General features: G+C 51.3%; 9 protein-coding genes. 7 read left to right on the plus strand and 2 right to left on the minus strand.

Going from position 1 to position 22756, the window contains the following annotated elements; genetic code table 11:
- Nucleotides 1-70: 70 nt before the first annotated feature.
- Nucleotides 71-2950, minus strand: a complete 2880-nt coding sequence (locus tag BACHE_RS03025; RefSeq protein ID WP_013546234.1) for a ligand-binding sensor domain-containing protein — start codon at nucleotides 2948-2950, stop codon at nucleotides 71-73.
- A gap of 403 nt (nucleotides 2951-3353) precedes the next feature.
- On the opposite strand from BACHE_RS03025, the gene BACHE_RS03030 reads away from it, so the two are divergent.
- Both BACHE_RS03030 and BACHE_RS03035 read left to right on the plus strand, forming a co-directional pair.
- Nucleotides 3354-6587: a SusC/RagA family TonB-linked outer membrane protein gene (locus BACHE_RS03030; protein WP_013546235.1), complete on the plus strand. Its 3234-nt coding sequence runs from the start codon at nucleotides 3354-3356 to the stop codon at nucleotides 6585-6587.
- Nucleotides 6588-6602: 15 nt separating this feature from the next.
- Nucleotides 6603-8636 (plus strand): RagB/SusD family nutrient uptake outer membrane protein, encoded by a 2034-nt coding sequence (locus tag BACHE_RS03035; RefSeq protein ID WP_013546236.1) that lies wholly within the window; start codon nucleotides 6603-6605, stop codon nucleotides 8634-8636.
- 283 nt (nucleotides 8637-8919) lie between these two features.
- Here the strand turns inward: BACHE_RS03035 and BACHE_RS03040 are convergent, their stop codons facing one another.
- Entirely contained in the window at nucleotides 8920-11796 is a 2877-nt protein-coding gene (locus BACHE_RS03040; RefSeq protein WP_013546237.1) for a ligand-binding sensor domain-containing protein, read from the minus strand.
- A gap of 250 nt (nucleotides 11797-12046) precedes the next feature.
- Here BACHE_RS03040 and BACHE_RS03045 point away from each other — a divergent pair, with 250 nt between their 5' ends.
- From BACHE_RS03045 to BACHE_RS03065, 5 genes are all read left to right on the plus strand, one after another.
- A complete protein-coding gene (locus BACHE_RS03045) occupies nucleotides 12047-15184 on the plus strand; it encodes a SusC/RagA family TonB-linked outer membrane protein (protein ID WP_013546238.1) in 3138 nt (1045 codons plus the stop codon).
- 15 nt (nucleotides 15185-15199) lie between these two features.
- A complete protein-coding gene (locus BACHE_RS03050) occupies nucleotides 15200-16879 on the plus strand; it encodes a RagB/SusD family nutrient uptake outer membrane protein (RefSeq protein WP_013546239.1) in 1680 nt (559 codons plus the stop codon).
- A gap of 24 nt (nucleotides 16880-16903) precedes the next feature.
- Complete coding sequence (locus BACHE_RS03055; protein WP_013546240.1) at nucleotides 16904-17476, plus strand: hypothetical protein; 573 nt, start codon at nucleotides 16904-16906, stop codon at nucleotides 17474-17476.
- 125 nt (nucleotides 17477-17601) lie between these two features.
- Complete coding sequence (locus BACHE_RS03060) at nucleotides 17602-20337, plus strand: glycoside hydrolase family 2 TIM barrel-domain containing protein (protein ID WP_013546241.1); 2736 nt, start codon at nucleotides 17602-17604, stop codon at nucleotides 20335-20337.
- 17 nt (nucleotides 20338-20354) lie between these two features.
- Entirely contained in the window at nucleotides 20355-22745 is a 2391-nt protein-coding gene (locus tag BACHE_RS03065; RefSeq protein ID WP_013546242.1) for an alginate lyase family protein, read from the plus strand.
- The last annotated feature ends 11 nt before the right edge of the window (nucleotides 22746-22756 follow it).

Here is a 22756-nt window from a genome sequence, read left to right on the forward strand (position 1 = left end):
AATGTTCTGTCAGCTAACAAAGGTAGAGAATTTATTTGATAAATGATTGCATCTGAAAACTAATTATATTTTACTTCCTTGAAAAGCGTTGCAGGAATTCCGCCAGATTTTCCTCTTCTTCCAATCCCAGCTTCTTGCGTAGGCGGAAACGTCCTATCTCCACTCCACGCAGGGAAAGGTTCATCAGGGGAGCAATTTCCTTGGAAAGCAGGTTCATGGTGATATAGGCACAGAGTTGTTTCTCTTTATTGCTGAGTTCGGGGTAAGCTTCCTCCAGCTTGCTGAAGAAATCGTGATGCACGGAATCAAAAGTGCTTTGAAATGCCTGCAAGCCGTCGTCATGCTCCAAGTTGGTGTCTATCTTGCCCAGCAGGCGGAGCGTCTTGCGGCGGAGAGCGACCAGATTTTCTTCATTGATGGAATGGGAGATGCCCAGCACTTCTTTCTTGATGTCCAGCAGCATCTCGTTCTTCCGCACGATATTCAGGGTGGTCTGCACCAGTTCTTCCGACTTGTGCCGCAACTCCGCCTGAAGGTTCTCCGCCTGAAGGGAGTCTATCTTCCGATCCTGCAAGTCGCGTTCCTGCTTGAACTCCTGTTCTTTATGATAAAGTTCCAGTTCCTGCTTCATCAACAGACGCTTGCGGGAGGCAGCGATGCGAAAATAGACATAGAATACCAGCAGACCGAATACCGCCATATAAATAAAGTAGCTCCACCAAGTGCGATACCAGGGCGGCAACACTTCGAAGGCAAAGCTCGTGATGACAGGTTGCTGCCCATGGTCTGCCAAGAGCCTCACGCTGAACACGTATTTCCCCTCATGCAGCCCGGTGAACTCTTTGACGCAGTTCTCGCTATAACCACTCCACTTGCCTTCTTCACTGCCATTGCCCAACTTATAGGCATACAGCGTGGGCTGGGAACGGTTGTAGTTATTGGCGCTGTATTCTATGCGGAGCGAATTGCGTGAATAGGGAATCATCAACGGCGCGTCGTCATATACGTAGCTACGTCCATAGACCAGAGAATCCCGTTGTCCTGTCAGATAGACCTTCCGGATTTGCAGCGTAAGAGGCGGCTGTGGTTTACGCAGGCGGTCGATGTCTATCAGCGAGAAACCCTCTTCCGTACCCACTATCACCTGACCGCGATTGCAGAAGTGCACATCTTCAAAGTTCTCTATCAGCGATCCGCGCAGGAAGACTTCGTTCAGATAGCGGTGATAACCGCCGGAGGCGGCATCATGGCGCAGCAGTTTCAGCGATCCGTTCGCCACATACCAGATGTTGTGCAGGGAATCTACCGTCAGATAAGTATAGGCGGTCTTTCCATCCATCAGCTTCTCCAGTCCGGGATATTCTTCCAGACTATCGCGCGCATGGTCGTAATGCCAGATTCCATAATGGGAGGCTATCACCACTTCATGGTCTATCAATGCGGGGCAAGCGTCATAGCCCGAAGGGAAATCCTTCTGATTGTAATAGCGTGATTTGACCACCTCTTTGAGGTCGGCAGAGAGGGTGAGGCGGCACACACCGTCTTCCTTGTTGGCCACCCACAGGTTCGAGGCATCTTCCATCAGCATCTCCTTGCAGGAGTGGTTAAAGTTCTTCAAGGTCACGTCATGCACCCACATTGTCCCCTGCTTCCTAAGCAGGAACAGGCTGCCATAGGTTCCTCCTATCAGCACGTCCGTACGTCCGGGCACTTGCACCACTCCCCATACTCCGCGGGGCTTGGCTATGTGCTGCACCATGTGCTCGCCTGCCATGATGAAGATACCGTTGTCCGAACAGCAGAACAACTTGCCGTCAAACTCATGTAGCGACCATATCTGCCCGCTTGTGCCTGCCACGAATTCCGTGGCTTCCGTTCCGTTAAGGCGGGTGGGCACGGCGGTGCGATACAATCCCTGGTTGGTTCCCAGATAGAATTTCCCCTGATAGCAACAAGACGCATAGCCTGCCCCCACCACCGCCCTGCCGCCATAGAGCGACGCAAGGCGCGCATTGAGATGAATGCAGTCGATACCATTATCCAGACCGAGCCATAACTGCCCTTCGCGGTCGAAAGCCATGTTCAGCACCGTCTTGTCCTGCAAGCCGTTTCCGATGGAGACGACTTCGGTTTCTCCCGTCTTCAGGTTCAGCAGGCACACGCCCTCTTGTATGCTGCCCAGTGCCAGGAGCGAATCTTTCAGTGCGGCACAGAACAGTTGGCTTTTCCGGCAAAAGTCATCCGCTGCCGTGGCAAACTTGCGGATGGCAGTGCCGTCGTACAGAAACAGACCGTTCTGACGGCTCACCAACAGGATTTTGTCACCGTAAGGCAGCAGTCCGCCCTCCTTTACCATCGCCCCCATTTCGAGAGAAGTGGCAAGCAGTTGGAAGTTCTTTCCATTCAGTTGCATCAGTCCGGCTGAAGAAACCGTATAGAAGCGGTTCTTCAGGATAAGGGAAGCCTGTATTTCGGACGGATGCTTGAGCTTCTCCACCCGTCCTTTGTTCAAGACAAAAAAAGATACGTCCGACTGGAAGTAAACCCTGTCGCGATCTTCCAGTATATTCCAGATAATGCCCACATTGGTCTTGGGAGATAGGCTGTCCGAAAGGCAGGTATAGCTCAATCCTCCCAGGCGGTTGGGGGTGAAATAGCCGAATTGCCCCATTCCACCGATATAAATCCGTCCGTCGTGCCCCATCTTCACGGCACGGGTCTTGGCATTGCGGATGGGATAGGTGTTCCACTCCACGCCGTCGAATTCCAACAAACCTTTGTTATTCGCCACATACATCCAGCCGTTGTCGTGCTGCTGAATGCTCCAATTTTGTGTACCGGCTTTATAAATATGTCGGGTGTAGTTTGTCACAGGACGCTGCCAGCCCGCCCTGAGAGGAGCGCACACTAAGAAAAGGAGAAATAGCAGGGAAGAGGTTTCTTTATTCATAATGGTTAACTTCATGCATCATTGACGAAACAAAGATAATGTCTTTTCCTGAAAGGATTGAACATCAATGAGGATTATTTATCAGTAAGCATATCTTTACAAGGATAAAAGAGGTGCTCATCCCTATATTGTACATAATAGAGCCGTAACTTCTGCCATTATCAGAGGTACACAAATGCATACTCCCCCCTCTGCCTATATAAACATAAATATTTGCATTATCACACAACATACCCCTGTATATCAACATTATAAAAACAGTAAATGAAAGTGCAGAAGTAATCAAAGACAACGCTTGAGCAAGTTTGGACGTAACGGATTGAAGACGGCGGATGCCATATCATAATACATTTGCCATCGCTTAAACGCACTAATTTTTATTAATTAATTAAATCTACTTATTATGAGAAAAGAGATTTTTTCTTGGAAGTTGATGCAGTTGCTTACTCTCTGCTTCATGCTTTTCCTCTCTGATTTAGGGGCATTCGCCCAAAACGGCATTACCGTCAGAGGTAATGTGCAAGATGCCAACAGTAAGGAACCGCTGATTGGTGTCACCATTCATGAAAAAGGTACTACCAACGGAATTATTACCGACATGGACGGTAACTTCACATTAAGGGTTGCCCCGAATGCGGTGGTACAGATTTCTTACGTGGGTTACATCACACAGGAAATTCCGGCACAGAAAGTAGGCGGAACCATCTTGATGAAAGAAGACAGCAAGACGCTGGACGAAGTGGTCGTGGTAGGTTTCGGTACACAGAAGAAAGTGAACCTGACCGGCTCCGTAGCCACCGCCTCCGCCAAAGACCTCGAAGCACGCCCGGTAGCCAATGCCGTGCAGGCCTTGCAGGGTGTCATCCCCGGCCTGAACATCAGCAACAGCGGGCATGGCGGCGAGTTGAACGCCACCAAGAGCATCAACATCCGTGGTAACGGCACGGTAGGCAAGAACTCCAACGGTGACGCCTACGCCAACGGCTCTCCGCTTATCCTGATTGACGGCATGGAAGGCGACTTAAACACAGTCAACCCGCAGGACATCGAAAGCATCTCCGTGCTGAAGGATGCCGCCGCGTCTTCCATCTACGGTTCGCGCGCGCCATTCGGCGTGGTGCTGGTAACTACGAAAGCCGGCAAACAAGGCCGCCCCGTCATCAACTACAACAACAGTTTCCGCTTCAACTCACCCGTAAAGATGCCGGAGATGATGAACTCGTGGGAATTCATGAACTTCTTTGACGACGCACAGTTCAACAACACCAGTAAACATCTCTTTACTGACCCTGTCCAAAAACAGAATATAAAAGACTACTTGGACGGCAAACTGGAGCCCAACAACGTTGCCAAAGCAAACGCCAATGGCAAATGGGATTATGACAATACCTGGGGCAACGTGGACTGGCTGAAGGAGTATTACAAGGACAACTCTTTCGCACAGGAGCACAATGCCAGCATCAGTGGCGGAACCGAGAAATTCACCTATTACATGTCAGGCAACATCTTGAGCCAAAACGGCTTCTTACGATACGGAACAGAACACAACAAACGCTACAACCTGACCGGAAAGATTTCCGCCCAAATCACGGACTATGTGAAGCTGGACTACTCCAGCCGTTACACCCGCAACGAATACGATCGACCAAGTGTATTATGGAACGACTTCTACAATAATGTACAACGCCGTTGCCGCCCGGTACGTCCGATATACGACCCCAACGGATATTACATGTCCGACATCAACTACATCGAAGCTTTGCAGAACGGCGGCCGTCAGGATGAAATCAGCGAAGGACTGTCACAGCAACTGCGCGTCACCGTCACCCCGCTGAAGAACTGGAACATCATCGGAGAATTCAACTTCAAGAGCGATAACAATTGGGTGCACTACGACCACAAAATTATCTACTCACACTACGCCAACAACCCCGAAAAGACGTATGCCGCCACCATGACCGGACCGAGTGAAAACAAAGTATATGAAAAAGCTTACAAGTCGCTTTTCCTGAACCCGAACATCTACTCCAACTACAACATCACATTAGGCAAACACAGCATTGCCGCTACAGCCGGTATGCAGATAGAGCAACAGAAGTACCGTAACGTTGCCGCACAACGCGCCGACATGATTTCTCTGGACCAGCCGGTACTGAACCTGACTACCAGCAGCAAGTCCTATGGTATTGAGGGTGACTTGCAGGAATGGGCGAATGTAGGCTTCTTCGGCCGTGTAAACTACGACTTCGACGGACGTTACTTAGTGGAAGGCAACCTCCGCTACGACGGGTCTTCACGCTTCCGCCGCGACAACCGCTGGACACTCTCCCCCTCTTTCTCTTTAGGATGGAACATTGCCCGCGAAGCCTTTTGGGAACCTCTTGCCGACAAAATCTCTACCTTGAAGCTCCGTGCCTCTTACGGTACACTGGCCAATGCCAACATCTATAACCTCTATCCAAGCTACCAGACCCTGACAGTGACAACCGCCAACGGCGGATGGCCTCTGAACGGTGTCAAGCCGAACACAGCGCAAGCTCCGAAGCTGGTGACCTCCACCCTGACTTGGGAAAAAATCAAAAGCACCAACATCGGTATGGACGTAGCCGCCTTGAACAACCGTCTGACCGGATCTTTCGACTACTTCATCCGTAAGACCGAGAACATGATGGGTCCCGGTGTAGAGCTGCCCGCCACCTTGGGAACGGATGTACCCGCCACCAACAACACCGATATGAAGACTTACGGTTGGGAACTCCAACTGGGCTGGCGCGACCAGATAGGCGACGTGAAGTACGGCGTCCGAGTGAACCTCTCCGACTCGCAGAGCAAAATCCTGCGCTACGGCAATCCCACCGGAAGCCTCTCCAAATATATAGAAGGCGAGCTTATCGGAAATATCTACGGCTATACCACCATCGGCATTGCCAAGAGCGACGAAGAGATGCAAGAGCACCTCGCTACCTTGCCTAACGGCGGACAAGACGCATTGGGCAACAGATGGGCTGCCGGCGACATCATGTATGCCGACCTCAACGGTGACGGCAAGATAAACAACGGCAGCTACACCATAGACGATATGGGCGACATGAAGAAGATAGGCAACAGCACTCCGCGCTTCATGACAGGCATCAATCTGGACGCCTCTTACAAAGGATGGGACGTGCAGATGTTCTGGCAAGGCGTGCTGAAACGCGACTGGTGGGCAGGCGATACGAACATGGCCTTCTGGGGTGTGACCGACGGTGAATGGTGGTCCACTTCGTTCAAAGATCACCTCGATTACTTCCGTACCAGCGACCATCCGCTTGGCGAAAACCTGGATGCCTACTATCCCCGCCCCATCTTCAACACCAAAAACAACAAATGCCAGACCCGCTACTTACAGAGCGCTGCTTATATGCGCCTAAAGAATATCCAAGTAGGTTATACCTTCCCCAAAGTATGGGTCAACAAGATTATGTTGCAAAACCTGCGTGTATTTGTCTCCGGCGAAAACCTGCTGACCATCACCAGCCTCAGCGACACCATGGACCCCGAAACTTGCGGAGCAGGCTATCAAAGCAACTCGAATGCCAACGGAACCGTATATCCGCTGTCTAAGACTATATCATTCGGTTTAAGTGTTAACTTCTAAAGAATCAATCAGAATATGAGAACTATTAAATACAAGAATATACTGAAAAGCCTGCTGATGGGATGCACCCTGCTGGCAGCAACCGCTTGTGACGACTATCTGGACATCACACCACCTTCAAGCGTATCGCCCGAAACTTACCTGGTAGAAGAAAGCCAGTTGGCTGCCTACACCATCAAGTATTATACAGACAACTTTCCTTCACTGAACAATCTTTACGGTGCGGAACTGGCTACCGATAACGCCACCACCCGCAGCAGCAACAACCGTTACCTCATCGGCGAATGGAAAGTCGGCGCAAGCGGTGGCGACTGGGAGTTCAACCGCATCTACGAGATGAACTACTTCATCAACAATGCCGAGAAGAACCTGGAAGCAGGTATCATCAAGGGTGATGCCACCAACATCAAGCATTACATCGGTGAAGGGTACTTCATCCGTGCTTACCAATACTTCTACCGGATGCGCAAACTCGGTGATTTCCCCATTGTCAAGGAAGTATTGCCCGACAATCAGGAAGTGCTGGCCAAAGCCTCCGAACGCCGCCCGCGCAACGAAGTGGCACGCTTCATCCTCGAAGATTTGGATAAAGCCATCAGCTACCTGACCAACAATCCCGACGGCGGCAAAGCCCGCATCACCAAGAATGCGGCACTGGTACTGAAAGCCCGCGTAGCCCTCTTTGAAGCCACTTGGGAAAAGTATCATGCCGGAACAGCCCTCGTGCCCAACGGCAGCGGATGGCCGGGAGCAGAGAAGGAATACAACAAAGGCTACCAATTCCCCAGCGGAAGTGCGGAGAATGAAGTGGCATTCTTCCTCGACCAAGCCATTGATGCTTCCAAGCAAGTGGCTGATGCCGTACAGTTGACGCCCAACAACAGTTCCATTCAGCAAAGTGCCAGTGAACCAGCCAACGATTATTACGACATGTTTGCCAGCACCAATCCCAACGGATATTCCGAGGTGCTGATGTATCGCCCTTACAGCCGCGACCTGAGCATCGGCACGGACTACAACCACCACCTTTATTATGGCTACGCCCGCGGCTACACGCACCAGATGGAGCAGTCCTTCCTGATGAAGAACGGCCTGCCCGTCTATGCCGCAGGCAGTGGCTACAAGGGGGATGACTACATTGGTGATACGAAAATTGACCGTGACGACCGCTGGCGTCTCTTCATGAAAGCTCCGGGTGAAGTGAAGACCTTTATCAACAGCCCTTCTCCCGAAAAGTTCTCCAAGACCCCGGAAATCTATACCGATCAGGTGAAGTATTCCACCGCTACGGGTTATCTGATAGGCAAAGGCTACTCCCACGACCTGCTGGACCAGGACTTGAACAAAGACCAGACCGCAGCCGTCATGTTCCGCGCAGCGGAAGCTTACATCACCTACATCGAAGCTTATTACGAGAAGAACCATACGCTGGATGCCAATGCCGACAAGTACTGGCGTGCCATCCGCAAACGTGCAGGCGTGGACGAAGACTACAACAAGACCATCGCCGCCACCGATATGGCCAAGGAAGCCCTCTACGACTGGGGAGCTTACTCTAAAGGCACATTGCTGACGGACGCAACGCTGTTCAACATCCGCCGCGAACGCCGCGACGAATTTATCGGCGAAGGCTACCGCTATGACGACCTCCTGCGCTGGCGTGCCATGGACCAACTGAACGGCTTCCAGATAGAAGGCTTCAAGCTGTGGGGACCCATCATCGAAGACTACAAGACGGCCTTCTCCGCTTTGGTAAATCCTAACAAGCCGGAATTGGGCACGCAGTTCGACAAGCTGCTGGTATATGGCAAAGGGGATAAGGAGAACACCATCTCCTCACCGGAGCTGAGCACCTACCTGCGCCCCTACCAAGTGTCCAAAGGCGGACTGTATTACAACGGCCTGTTCTTCTGCCAGGCACACTACCTGTCTCCCATCGCCCTAAGCCACTTCCTGATTACCGCCTCCGACGGTGAAACAGTAAGCACCTCCCCCATTTACCAGAATCCGGGATGGCCCATCAAGGCAAACGAGGCAGCCGAAAGATAAATATTTTCTTTCATAAATTGATGAATATTGGTTTTATTAGGTTTTAAGGTTGTTTGGGATGGCAGGAAGCGGGATGTTTCCTGCCATCTTATTTTTCTGTCCGGTGGGGCAGACTTACAGATAAGGAGTACGGAAATGTTCCCCGGTGTTGAACGCCCCGTTCCTCGGTGTCGGACACATCGTTCCCCGGTGTTGAATGCCCCGTCCCCCGGTGTCGGACAAAAAGGAGAGAGGCAGCTATATTGCCACCGGAAAAGCATGGGAAGTATAGCATCACAAGCAGTTATTTGGAGAACCGTCGCAGGAATTCCGCCAAACTATCTCTCTCCTCCAGACCCAACTTCTTGCGTAGGCGGTAGCGGCTGATCTCCACGCCACGCACGGAAATATTCAGCAGCGGAGCGATTTCTTTGGTGAGCAGGTTCATCTGAATGTAGGCGCAAAGCAGTTTCTCCTTATTATTTAGTGTGGGATAGGCTTCTTCCAGATGCCTGAAGAAATCATGATGTACGGAGTCGAAGGTGGCTTGAAACGCTTGCAAATCATCATCATGTTCGATGTTCGTCGCAATCTGTCCCTGCAATCGCACTATCCGACGGCGGAGCGATGCCGGATCGTTCTCGTTGAGAGAATGGGAAATGCTGTCCACACCTTTTTTGAGATCCAGAAGCATCTCGTTCTTCCGCACGATGTTCAGGGTGGTCTGTACCAGTTCTTCCGACTTGTGCCGCAACTCGGACTGCAAATTCTCCTCTTTCAAGGAGTCAATCGTCTGGTCTTTCAGTTCACTCTCTTTCTTGAATTTCTGTTTCTGACGGTAAAGTTCCAGCTCTTTCTGCATCAGCAGATGTTTGCGGCTGTCCATGATGCGCCGGTAAACATAGTACAGCAGGAGAGTTGCCGCCACGGCATAGGCCAGATAGCTCCACCAAGTACGATACCACGGCGGAAGAATCTCAAAAGTAAAGGAAGTGACCAACGGCTTGTCAATACTGTCTGTCATCAACCTTACGCTAAAAGTGTATTTTCCTTCGTGCAGGGCAGTGAACTCCTTCGTATAATTTTCACTGTATTCGCTCCAATGGCCTTCTTCACCATCACGATTCAGGCAGTAGGAGAAAAGAGTGGGTTGGGATGAACCATAATCGCTCACGCTATATTCTATACGAAGTGAATTGTATGCGTAGGGAATAACTACCTTCTCATCACGGTAACGGTAACTGCGCCCGTATATCAGCGAGTCCCGACGCCCCGTGAGATATACGCGGCGAATTTGCAGATACAAATGATCCCTTTCGGCAGAGACAGGAGACAATTCCAGCTTGGAAAACCCGTCTTCCGTACTGATGAAGGCACTGCCGTCCACCACTGACACACTCTCGAAGTTCTCGACCAGCGCTCCTTTCAGAAAGCACTCAGGCCGGCGTGGATACGCCTTCTTGTCCATCTCATAACGCAGCAATTTAAGAATACCTCCTGCCGCATACCAGATGTTGTGTCCGGCATCCTCGGATATATAGGTATATGCCACTCTCCCATCGAGCAGACGCTCCATTTCATGATATTCCACCAAGCTGTCCTTCGCCCGATCGAACCGCCACAGCCCGTAATGGGAAGCAACCGTTATTTCATTGCCAATCCACGAGAGATGGGCATCATAGTCAATGGGAAAATTGTTGTATTTCTTTTCCTGCCTCACCCGGCGCAGATCGTCCGAAAGAAACAGTCGGAAAACGCCCCTCCCCTTGTTTGTGACCCACAGCAGCGTGGAACTCTCTGCCAACAGACTTTTGCAAGAAATGTCACAGTTCTCTATCTTCGCTGCCACCACCCAACGGTTCTGTTGTTTCATCAGCAAGTAAAGCCCCCGGTTCACTCCATACGTGCCGGCTATCAATACATCAGTGCGGTTGGGTAGGGGCACAAGGCTACGCACACCTTTGATATCGCCCACCTTCTCCGTGCAGCCGCCGTCACCGATCAAGAAAACGCCGTCATCCGAAGCACAGAACAGCCTGTCGTCGTAGGACAGAAACGACCATATCTGCCCTTCCGTCCCTCTGACAAACTCCATCGGGACATCTTTCTCCCCCGGAATATCGTGGAGTGCCGTGCGATAGACACCCTGATTGGTTCCCAAATAAAGGGATTCCCGATAGTAGCAGGAAGCATATCCGGAACCTATCTGCGAACTGCCTCCATGAAGGGATGAGAGGCGGGAGTTGAGATGCACATAGTCGATGCCGTTGTCCAATGCCAGCCAGAGATTACCATCCGCATCGAACAGCAGCCCGTGCACCGTTTTATTCTGCAATCCATAGTCAGTGGAAATCCGCTTCGCCTTTCCTGTCTCCAGGTCCAGCAGGCATACTCCGTCCTGCACGGAGCCCAATGCCAGCAGGGAGCCACGGACATGTGCACCATACATCTGCTTCTGCAAAAGAAAATCTTCAATGGGAGTAATGTATTTCCGCAAGTTGAGCCCATCGTACATGAAGATTCCGTCACTGCGCGTCAGCAGCAAAAGATTATTCTTATAAGGAAGCATGGCTACAATCTTGAGCTTACGGGTCTGCTCCGTTCCTGCTACCGGGATAAAGTTCTTGCCGTTCAGTACAAACAGCCCCTCTTCCGAAGCAACATACAGCTTGTGGTTGAAAAGCGCGGAAGCGGAAATCTGGTTTTTGTAATCGACATATTCAGTCTTCCCGTCTCCCGGATAATAGATGTAACGGTCTGCCTGGAAATAGACATGTGCTCCGTCCACCAGAATGTTTCTGACTACACCGATATTGAGATGAGTCAGCAGGCTGTCGGACAACTCCTGATAATGCAATCCGCCCAGTTTATCAGGTTCAAAATAACCGAATTGACTGATTCCACCGACATAAATTCTTCCGTCATCACCTTTCTTTACTGCCCGTAACTTGGCATTGCGCACGGAATAAGTGTGCCAGTTTGTGCCATCAAACTCCAGCAGACCTTTGTTGTTTGCTATGTAAATCCATCCGTTGTCATGCTGTGTCAGCATCCAGTTTTGGGTTCCTGCCTGATAAACATGCCGGGTATAGTTCGTAACGGGATATTGCCAGCCGGCATTTGCCGAGACACTTGCCAACAAAAACAAAAGGAGAGAAAAGAAAAAGTGTTCTCGCTTCATAGCAACCACATTTAAGATTTATGACAGCAAAGATAATGACTTTCTGTAACAGTATTGCCTGATGTAATGCTTTTTAATAAGAATCACCTCATAATCAGCTATTATTATCACCAAATCTCCTTTTTCTGATGTAATCGGAATACAGCATTGAGAAATCTTTGAAGTAACGATTTATACATATCCGACCGATATGATCATTAATTTCGCTTTCGCTTAAACGCACAATTATTAATATTTAAATCTATGTATTATGAGAAGAAAGATTTATTCTTGGAAACTGATGCGGCTACTATTACCTGTCTGCTGCATGCTTTTCCTCTCTAATTTAGGGGCACTCGCCCAAAACAGCGTCTCCATAAAAGGACAAGTGGTAGATGCCGGAACCCAAGAATCGCTTATCGGCGTATCTATTCAGGAAAAGGGTACGACCAACGGCATCATCACAGACATCGACGGAAACTTTACATTGCAAGTAACTTCCGGATCTACGATCGTATTCTCCTATATAGGATACAAGACGGTAGAGATGAAAGCCTCTGACGTGAAAGGCGTCATCAGGCTGGCCGAAGACTCCAAGGCGTTGCAGGAAGTGGTAGTTGTGGGCTACGGCGTACAGAAGAAAGTAAACCTTTCGGGTTCCGTATCGGCCATAGAAGGTGACAAGATTGCCGCCAAACCATCCAGCAATGCTCTTGCTGCTTTGCAAGGCGAACTGCCGGGTGTCAGCATCACCCGCAAAAGCGGACAGCCGGGTAGCGAAACATCAGGCATGCAGATTCGTGGTGCTTCTTCTGTCAACGAAACCGCTACCCTGATATTGATTGACGGCATAGAAGGCGATTTGGCATTGGTCAATCCCAATGACATCGAATCCATTTCCGTATTGAAGGATGCCGCCTCTTGTGCCATCTACGGTGCACGCGCCGCAGCCGGAGTGGTATTGGTCACCACCAAGAACGGGGCAGAAGGCAAGCCTCGCATCACCTACAACGGCTACTACGCCATCAATACTCCGGGAAATATGCCCGAACGTCTTACGGCATGGGAAGAACAGGCTTTTATAGACCAAAGCCGCATCCCCACCACAGGCAAGACGGAATGGACTGCCGAAAAAGCATCTTGGGTAGGAAACCCGAACTTCAATTCACGACCGTTGTCCAACGGCCGTTGGGATCTCTTTGAAGCAACCAACTGGGTAGCCGAAGGAACCAAGAAAAGTACGGCGCAGCAGAGTCACTCCATATCCATCAGTGGCGGCAGCAAAAACATGAACTACATGATGTCTGCCAACTATTATACCAAAAATGGACTGCTAAAATACGGAACAGACAGCAACGACCGCTATAACCTGCTTGCCAAAGTCAACACTTCCGTAAACAAATATGTGGATTTAGGTCTGAACGTACAATACCAGTCCACCGAAGTGGAACAACCGTCTTATGGTTCCACCGGATTGTTTTACCTGCTCTATTCCGCACGCGGACGCCAATCTATCTATAATCCCGAAGGAGATGAAAGCGGCAATATCTACAACGGCGACTTACAGGTAAACGCTATCGATGTCATGAAGAACGGAGGCAGCAAGACTACCAAGTACGAAGCCTTCACCGGCAAAGCAAACCTGACCATCAAAGATATCGTAAAAGGGCTCCGCATCAACCTGAGCGCTTCACGCAAGGCAGGTTACTATATGGAGAACAGTGTGGCACGCACCCTGTACTGGAAAGACCGTCTGGGAAAAAGCATCCGTAACAGCTTCGGCACACCCAACTCCCTCTATAAAAAGAAGAACTCCGATTATCATGATTTGGTGGAAGCTACTGCCAACTATGCATTCAGCCTGCAGGACAACACGCACAATTTCAACATACTTGCCGGTACTTCTTACGAAAGATACCGCAAAGACGAGATGGATGCCACTGCCAGTAATATGAACTCCAACGACTTCTTCTCGTTCAACTACTATGATTCTTCCGTAAACACCAACACGAAGATAGGCGACAACATCGAACCGTGGAAAATGATGTCCTACTTTGGGCGCATCAACTACAACTTCAAGGAACGCTATCTGCTGGAGGCCAATGTACGCTATGACGGAAGTTCCCGCCTGACACCCGACAAGCGTTGGAAGGCGTTCCCGTCTGTTTCGGCAGCTTGGCGCATCAGCGAAGAAAGCTGGTTCAAGGTGGACTGGATAAGCCAGTTGAAACTGCGCGCCTCTTGGGGACAACTCGGCAACGGCGCCATCCTCGGACTCTACGATTATATTCCATTGATCAACAACAGCCAAAAAGACATACCTGCCACCTATATGGGTGAAAAATGGTTCTACCAGGCAGACTTGGCATCCAAAGACAAAACTTGGGAAACGATTGAAACAAGCAACATCGGCTTTGACTTCGGCCTCCTCAACAACCGCCTGACGGGAAGTTTTGAGTATTACTGGAAATACAACAACGACATGCTTTCTTCCCTCCAATTGCCTCACCAGATAGGCATCAACGTACCCAAGATGAACATCGGCAAACTGAAAACTTGGGGATGGGACTTCAACATCGGTTGGAAAGACAAGATCAAGGAGGTGAGCTATCAAGTCAATATCAATATCTCCGACAGTGACAACAAACTGGTGGAATATGACGGCGCCAGCAACCTTTATGCCGGCTCTATCGAATTGCTGCAAGGTTATGCGCTCAATACCATTTGGGGTTACAAGACCGACGGTTTCTGGAAAAGCCGCGAAGAATACCTGAAGTATAAGGAAGACCATCCGGGCTATAAATCCTTCAACGATGGCAAAGTGGCAGGCGGTGACGTGAAATACGTGGCACAGGGCAATCCTGACCACGAAATCGGCGTAGGTGGCGCCACTCCCGAAGATCCGGGCGATCTGGTATGCCTCGGTAATTCCAACCCGCGCTATCTGTACGGCATCAACCTCGCCGCACAATGGAAAGGCTTCGACATCTCCATCATGTTCCAGGGAGTGGGAAAACGCAAGGTCGTTCTCGATCCTTCTGCCGTTGCTCCTCTCTATCAGGACTATATGATGCCGTGGACCATCCACCGCGATTACTGGACAGAGGACAACCAAGACGCTTTCTGGCCACGCCTCTACCAATACAAGGGCAACGACTTCAACTTCAAGACTTCGGACAGATGGGTACAAAACGGTGCTTATATCCGCCTGAAAAACGTGACCGTAGGCTACACGCTTCCGGTTCTCAAGAAATACGTGGAACGCGTGAGAATTTATGCCACCGGAGAAGACATCTGGGAGCACAGCAACATGCTTTCCGTATTCGATCCGGAAATCGGCAACAAGGCCGACAGAAACATTTACCCGTTCTTCCGTACCTGGACAGTCGGTTTAAACGTAACATTCTAAACTCCAATGATTATCATGAAAAAAATAGTTGCTTTATTCACTGTTGCTCTACTCTTTACCGGCTGCTCGCTGGACGTAGAGCCTGAAACCAAATTGTCGGACACCAACTTCTGGAAATCGGAAACCGATCTGCGCGGCGCCTGCAACAGACTGTATATCGACTTGCCTGGCTTCTCACACGACAAACGCTCGGATGAATTAGTCGGCCCCAATCAGGACGGAGTATCCAGCGGCAACCGCAGTGTGCCCGGCACGTCCAACGACTGGACATACCCTTACAACCGCATCGGTGTGTGCAACAACATTATCATTAAGGGTGAAACTGCTCCCCTCACGCAAGGTGCCAAAGACCGCTGGACAGCCGAAGCACGTTTCTTCCGTGCCTACCACTATTTTGACTTAGTGAAGAAATATGGCGATGTGCCTTTGATTCTCAAAGTATTCGACACCACCGGCGATCCGGAAATAAAACGTGCGCGCGACCCACGTGAAGAAGTCATCCAACAATGCTACACCGACCTTGAGTTTGCCGTAAATCATCTGCCCTCAATAGACAAGTTATCCGGAACCGATTGGGGACGCGTTTCCCAATCTGCAGCCCTCGGCATGATAGTGCGCATCGGATTGTATGAAGGTACACACAAGAAATACCACCAGACACCCGGCGGCGACTACAAAGCCCACCTGAAGAAAGCCATCGACGCTGCCGAATCCATGATCTATACAGAGAAGAAGCACTCGCTCTATCCCGACTTCAAAGATCTGTTCCTCTTTGCCGGTGAAGGAGAGAAGAACAAGGAAAGTGTATTCGTCAAGATTTACGGCCCGAACGATGCGGGCATCATCACACACAACAATTCACGCGGACTGGAGAACACCGCCGCCGTAACCCGCAGCATGGTGGACAACTTCCTTTATTCCGACGGGCTGCCTCGTGAGAAATCTTCTTTGACAGTACGTCCGGAAGTGAAGTACAGTGACATCACCGGCAACCGTGACCCGCGCCTCGCCATGACTCTGTATGCCGCCGGTGAAGCTGGTGCGTACAAAGGTGTTTATACGCCGTTCAAGACCGATGACCAGGCACACGGCTACGGATATCCCATCAAGAAAGGTTTCATCATGAGCGAATGGTCCACCAACGGCAAGGAGACACTGGACAAGATGATCATCCGTTATGCGGAAATCCTGATCTCGTATGCGGAAGCCCTCTATGAATACAATGGAAACATCAGCGACCAGAAGCTGGATGAAACCGTCAATACCATACGCCGCCGTGCCGGCTTCAACGTAGCGCTGACCAACGTCTTCGCACAGGCCAACGGGCTGAACATGCTCGATGAGATCCGTCGCGAACGCATGGTGGAATTCATCGACGAAGGTTTGCACTACGATGACATCATCCGTTGGAAGACCGCCGAGAAGGTACTGCCCAAAGCCGTCCTCGGCCTGCTCTACAATGCCGACGAGACTCCCGTGAAAGAGAAAGAATTAGGCGGGCGCCTGACCGATGCCGAAGGAAAATATAAAGGAGAAAAGTTGTACGACCAAAGCAACATCTTCGTGATTGAAGAAAGCGGTTCACGCAGCTTCGACCCGGAAAGGGATTACCTCTATCCGGTTCCTACCTACGAAATCAGCACTTCCGGAGGACAAGTGAAACAGAACCCTCATTGGGGAAACGCAAAGAATTAATAGTATAATATAACAAGAAAGAATATGAAAAAGTTAACGATACTTTTGGCAATGGTCGCTGCCTGCGGCTTATTCAGCAGTTGCGGTGACGATGACTGGAGCAACAACAATCCGGAAATGGAACACATCTATTACTACGGACTGGGCAACGTGAAATATCCCGGCGGCAACGAGTTGCAATACAATGTGAAACAAGGAGAAACGGTAGAGGTTCCTACCTACTTCTTCAGCGCCTACAATCGTCCGTACAGTCCGGTAGTGAGTTATTACACCTCTGCGGTTCCTCAAAACAAAGATAATACAGAACCTCAGTTGGTATGCGGAACCGACTATCAGGTAGTGGATGCCAACGGCACGGCATTGATCCCCGATGCCAACGGCAGTTACAGCATGACGTGGGCAAATGCGCTGAAGGGAAGCCAGAACGTCTATATAAAAGCCTTGAATGGAACAAAAGGGAAACTCCGAGTATTGACTTTTGACCCTGCAAAGACGATTGACGCTACAGATGTAAGCAGCACCACCATCGTGAAAACGAATGAATACGAAGTGCGTGCTTTCAGCGAGAACTATTACGTGACAGTAACCATCAAATAGCCTTCATGCTTTTTTAAAGTTTAAAAGATTGTATTTAGATTCAGAGTGGCGGAGCCGGAATCACGGTCTGTGCTTCCGTCACTCTTGTTTATCTGCTTGCATTAATCATTTCACTACCTTTTACCATGAAGAAGCTGATACATACCTACTACGGGCACAGAACAACAATGTGGTGTGCAGCCACCGCACTCCTTCTGGCTTTTGCATCGCCTGCCCATGCACAGCGCGAGTCATTCACCCTCAACGACGGCTGGAAATTCCTGAAAGGCGAATGCGCCGCTGCTGCGGACAGCGCTTTCAACGACAGCCAATGGAACAACATACACCTGCCCCACACTTGGAACACCGATGCCTATACGGAGAAAGATTACTACCGGGGTACAGGATGGTATCGCCGGACACTCACCCTGCCCGAAGGCTGGACGGGAAAGCGGATCTTCCTGAGAATGGAAGCCGCCAGTAAAGCGACAACCATCTTCGTCAACGGAAAGAATGCCGGTGAACATGCCGGAGGATATACCGCCTGCACACTCGATCTCACTCCGTTCCTATCTGGAGGCAACAACGTCATAGCCATCCGTGTGGACAACGCCCGCCAAGACATCGCTCCCATCTCCGGAGACTTCACTTTCTTCGGCGGCATCTACCGGGACGTGTGGTTGACTGCCGTACCCCGGCAGCACTTCAACCTGACCAATCATGGCTCGGACGGCATCTTCATCAGCATTCCGCAAGTGTCCGAAGAGAAAGCCATCCTATCCATACGGGGCGAAGTGAAGAACGACGCTGCCGAAAAAGCCGCACTGGAACTGGTGCACTCCGTCTATCAACCGGACGGAAGCCTCCTGCAAACACAGAAACAATCCATACAACTGAAACCGGATGAGACTTACGCTTTCAGCACCGAAACAGCCCCCGTACTTCACCCTCAGCTTTGGACACCCGAAACGCCCAGTCTCTATCGGGTGGAAACCATTCTGCGCAACCGCAAGACGAAAGCCGTACTGGACAAAAGCGAGCATTACACCGGCTTCCGATGGTTCCACTTCGACGGCAACGAGGGTTTCTTCCTCAATGGGAAGCCCTACAAGCTACGCGGCATCTGCCGCCATCAGGACCAAAAGCCCATCGGTGTGGCCCTGACGGACGAGATGCACCGCCGCGACTTCCACCTGATGAAAGAGATGGGCGCCAACTTCATCCGCATCTCGCACTATCCGCAGGATGACGCTCTTTTAGAAATGTGCGACAAGATAGGTATGCTGGCTTGGGAAGAAATCCCCGTCATTGACATCGTGCCCGACACTCCGGGTTACGGCGACAACTGCGAACGCAACCTGCGCGAAATGATTCGCCAGCACTACAACCACCCCAGCATCATCACTTGGGGATATATGAACGAGATTCTGCTCGTGACCCAGCGCCGCTACAAGACAGAAGCCGAACTGAAGCCCGTACTGGAACGTACTCTCGCCCTTGCCCGCCGGCTGGAGAAGGCACTGAAAGAGGAAGACCCCGCCCGTATCAGCACCATGGCCTTCCATGGCAGCGACGATTATAATAAAACGGGACTGGGCAGCATCACCGACATTGTGGGCTGGAACCTCTACCAAGGCTGGTATGGCGGTGACCTCACGGGATTTGAAAAATTCCTCGAAGAACAGCACCACAACTACCCCACCCATCCGATGATTGTCAGCGAATACGGCGCAGGTTCCGACCGGAGACTACATTCGCTCACTCCCCGCGCCTTTGACTTCAGCATCGAATACCAGCAGAAATACCTGGAGCACTACCTGCCCGTACTGGAAAATACACCCTACGTATGCGGCGGCACACACTGGAATTTCATCGACTTCTCCTCCGCACTGAGGGATGAGTCCATGCCCCGCATCAACAACAAGGGACTGGTCTGCTCCGACCGCACGCCGAAGGATGTGTATTACTACTACAAGGCCGCTTGGCGCAAAGACATCCCCGTGCTGCACATTGCCAGCCGCGACTGGACGCACCGGACAGGAATCGTGGAAAATGAAGGACGAAGAATGAAGGGTGAAGAAAGAGTTATCCAGCCTGTCAAGATTTACACCAATTTGCCGGAAGTGGAATTGTTCATCAATGGATTGTCTTTAGGAAAAAAGCAGGTGGAGAACTACACTGCCGTTTTCGATGTTCCCTTCACCGACGGAGAACAAATGCTGCAAGCGCAAGGCATCCCCACGCCGGGCAACGGCATGCCGATGCAGGCAAACCGGATGCGCCCTTCCACGGTGTACGATGCGCTGAAAGTCAGCTTCAAAGCTATACCCGCCAACCTGAAAGAAGCGATGTCCGCCCCGGCAACTTCTTCCCTCGAACTTGCCGTAAACGTAGGCAGCAACTGTTTCTTCACTTCCGACGAAAGCCAACTGGCGTGGCTGCCCGACCAACCTTACACCGAAGGCGGCTGGGGCTACATCGGCGGCAAAGAACAAGGTACACAGACGGAAATCAGGAATACTACCGACGGCCCGCTTTTCCAGACCGCACGACAAGGCATTGAAGGCTACCGTTTCGATGTTCCGCAAGGCACGTATGAAGTGGAGTTGCTTTTTACGGACATCTTCCGCAAGAACGACACCACCGCCTACCTCCTGGGACGCGGCAACGGAGAAACCGCAAGTAACGGAAACTCCTTCGGCATCTCCGCCAACGGCAAGTCCATCGAAGCGAACCTGTCTCCCTGCCGGGAAAGTGGCCACTTCAATGCCCTGCGAAGAAAGTACATTGTAAGCAACGATACCGACCGCCTCGAAATACGCTTCCAAGCTAACAGTGGAACCTGCTTCCTGAATGGCATCAAGCTGAGAAGAATCTATTAATCCATAACAATAACACCATGAAAAGAAAAACTGTGCAATTGCTTGCCGCCCTACTGCTGGTCGCCATGCCGATGTGGGGGCAGTCCGTATGGGACGCAAGTCATCTGAAACAAGTAAAGCAATCCATCGATCGGCCTTATTACGCCACTGCCTGTCAAGACCTGAAGGCACAAGCAGACAAGATGCTGGACGCTCAGCCCCTCTCCGTGATGCAGAAAGAGAAAGTCCCTGCAAGCGGAGACAAGCACGACTACATGAGTCAGGCACGATACACCTGGCCCGACCCCACGAAGCCCGATGGCCTGCCCTACATCACCCGTGACGGCCTCTCCAATCCTGAAATAAACAAGCTGGACCGCAACCGCCTCGGTGCAACTGCCGAACGTATCACCACCCTTTCCCTGGCCTGGTACTTCACCGGCGATGAACGCTATGCACAGAAAGCCACAGAACTGATACGCGTATGGTTCCTAAACAAAGATACACGCATGAATCCCAATCTGGACTATGCCCAAGTGATACCGGGACAATACGGAAACAAAGGCCGCTGCTACGGCCTGATAGACAGCTACTCCTTCGTGGAGATGCTGGACGGCGTGGCACTGTTAGAGCAATCCAAAGCCTTCACCCCGAAGGACAGCAAGCTGCTGAAAGCCTGGTTTGCCAAACTGACCACATGGATGCTGACCAGCGAACAAGGCAAGGAGGAAGCCGCCGGAGCCAACAACCACAGCGTGGCCTACGATGCCCAGATCATAGCTTTCTCCCTCTACAACGGTAACAGGAAGTTAGCTCAGGAAATCATCAGCGCCCTGCCTGCCAAGCGCATCTTCACTCAGATAGAGCCGGACGGAAAGCAGCCGCACGAACTGAAACGCACGCTCGCCTTCCACTACTCGCAGTACAACCTGACTCACTTCATCGACATCCTGCTGATGGCCAAGAAGCTGAATATATCCATTGACAACGCCACCTCTGCAGACGGACGCAACTTCTACAAAGCAATGGATTTCCTTGCCTCCTACGTGGGTAAGAGCCTCAACGAATGGCCTTACCAGCAGATAAGCGGCTGGGAAGGCGCACAGCAGAATTTCTGCAAAGACCTCTACCGCACGGCAATGTACGTAGGGAATGAGAAAAACGAAGAACAGGCTGTACGAGAAAAGCACTATCTGAACCTTTATAATGCACACCGCATACTGAACTTGCGCGATATCTTCAACCTGCTGTACGTGCAGCCCACCGAGGTGGATAACGCCTATGCCTTTGCCGCCGGACAATTAGAATTTGCCATGCAGTGCGCCGACAAGGCACGGAAAGAGGAACCCAACGCCGCCCGCCGCCGCGTGGAGCCGCGCAGCATCAACAAGGACGGTTCGCTTGCTATGATCCATCCCCACGACTGGTGTTCGGGATTCTTCCCCGGCTCGCTGTGGCAGATGTATGCTTACACACATGACGACTTCTGGCGTCGGTCTGCCATCAGTTGGACGTGGCCCATTGAGGAAGCCAAATGGCACAAGGGCACACACGACCTGGGCTTTATGATGTACGACAGCTTCGGCAAGGCTTACGAATTGACCGGAGAACGTTCTTACAAAGATGTGGTGTTGCAAAGCGCCCGCACGCTGATTACCCGTTACAGCCCGAAGGTGAGGAGCATCCGTTCATGGGACCACAACCGTGACAAATGGAACTATCCCGTTATCATTGACAACATGATGAACTTGGAGATGCTGTTCCGCGCCACACAACTGACCGGTGACTCCGTATTCTGGAACGTAGCCGTGCAACATGCCAACACCACCATGAAGAACCACTTCCGCCCCGACTATTCCTCCTATCACGTGGTGGACTACAACCCCGAAACGGGCGCCGTCCGTCTGAAACAGACCCATCAGGGCTATGCCGACGATTCCTTCTGGAGTCGCGGACAGGGCTGGGCGCTATACGGCTTCGCTATGTGCTACCGCTTCACCCACGACCCCGCCTACCTGAAGCAGAGCGAAGGCGTGGCCGACTTCTTCCTGAACCTGAAGAACATGCCCGCCGACTTCATCCCCTACTGGGACATGAAGATGCCCGCCGTGAACGGCTGCACCCCGGAGAAGGTGAACGCCGACGTGCCGCGTGACGCTTCCGCCGCCGCCCTCATAGCTTCCGGTCTGTACGAGCTTTGCAACTATGTGGCTCCCGAAAAGGGCAAGCAATACCGCACCATAGCCGACAAGATTGTGAGCAGCCTGAACAAGCATTATCAAGCCGAAGCTGGCACTCACTACGGTTTCCTGCTGCTGCACTCCACGGGGCACTTCCCCGGAGGCAGCGAGGTGGATGTGCCGCTGAACTACGCCGACTACTTCTACTTAGAAGCGTTGGCAAGAAAAGCCGTGTTGGACAACAGATAAAGCATACGCCC

Origin of the sequence: Bacteroides helcogenes P 36-108 (assembly GCF_000186225.1) — a bacterium.
GTDB lineage: Bacteria > Bacteroidota > Bacteroidia > Bacteroidales > Bacteroidaceae > Bacteroides > Bacteroides helcogenes.

Bases quoted from the DNA above. Each gene is read 5' to 3' on its own strand.
- BACHE_RS03040 (WP_013546237.1), bottom strand. From the start codon at position 11,796: ATGAAGCGAGAACACTTTTTCTTTTCTCTCCTTTTGTTTTTGTTGGCA.
- BACHE_RS03030 (WP_013546235.1), top strand. From the start codon at position 3,354: ATGAGAAAAGAGATTTTTTCTTGGAAGTTGATGCAGTTGCTTACTCTC.
- BACHE_RS03055 (WP_013546240.1), top strand. From the start codon at position 16,904: ATGAAAAAGTTAACGATACTTTTGGCAATGGTCGCTGCCTGCGGCTTA.
- BACHE_RS03065 (WP_013546242.1), top strand. From the start codon at position 20,355: ATGAAAAGAAAAACTGTGCAATTGCTTGCCGCCCTACTGCTGGTCGCC.
- BACHE_RS03045 (WP_013546238.1), top strand. From the start codon at position 12,047: ATGAGAAGAAAGATTTATTCTTGGAAACTGATGCGGCTACTATTACCT.
- BACHE_RS03060 (WP_013546241.1), top strand. From the start codon at position 17,602: ATGAAGAAGCTGATACATACCTACTACGGGCACAGAACAACAATGTGG.
- BACHE_RS03025 (WP_013546234.1), bottom strand. From the start codon at position 2,950: ATGAATAAAGAAACCTCTTCCCTGCTATTTCTCCTTTTCTTAGTGTGC.
- BACHE_RS03050 (WP_013546239.1), top strand. From the start codon at position 15,200: ATGAAAAAAATAGTTGCTTTATTCACTGTTGCTCTACTCTTTACCGGC.
- BACHE_RS03035 (WP_013546236.1), top strand. From the start codon at position 6,603: ATGAGAACTATTAAATACAAGAATATACTGAAAAGCCTGCTGATGGGA.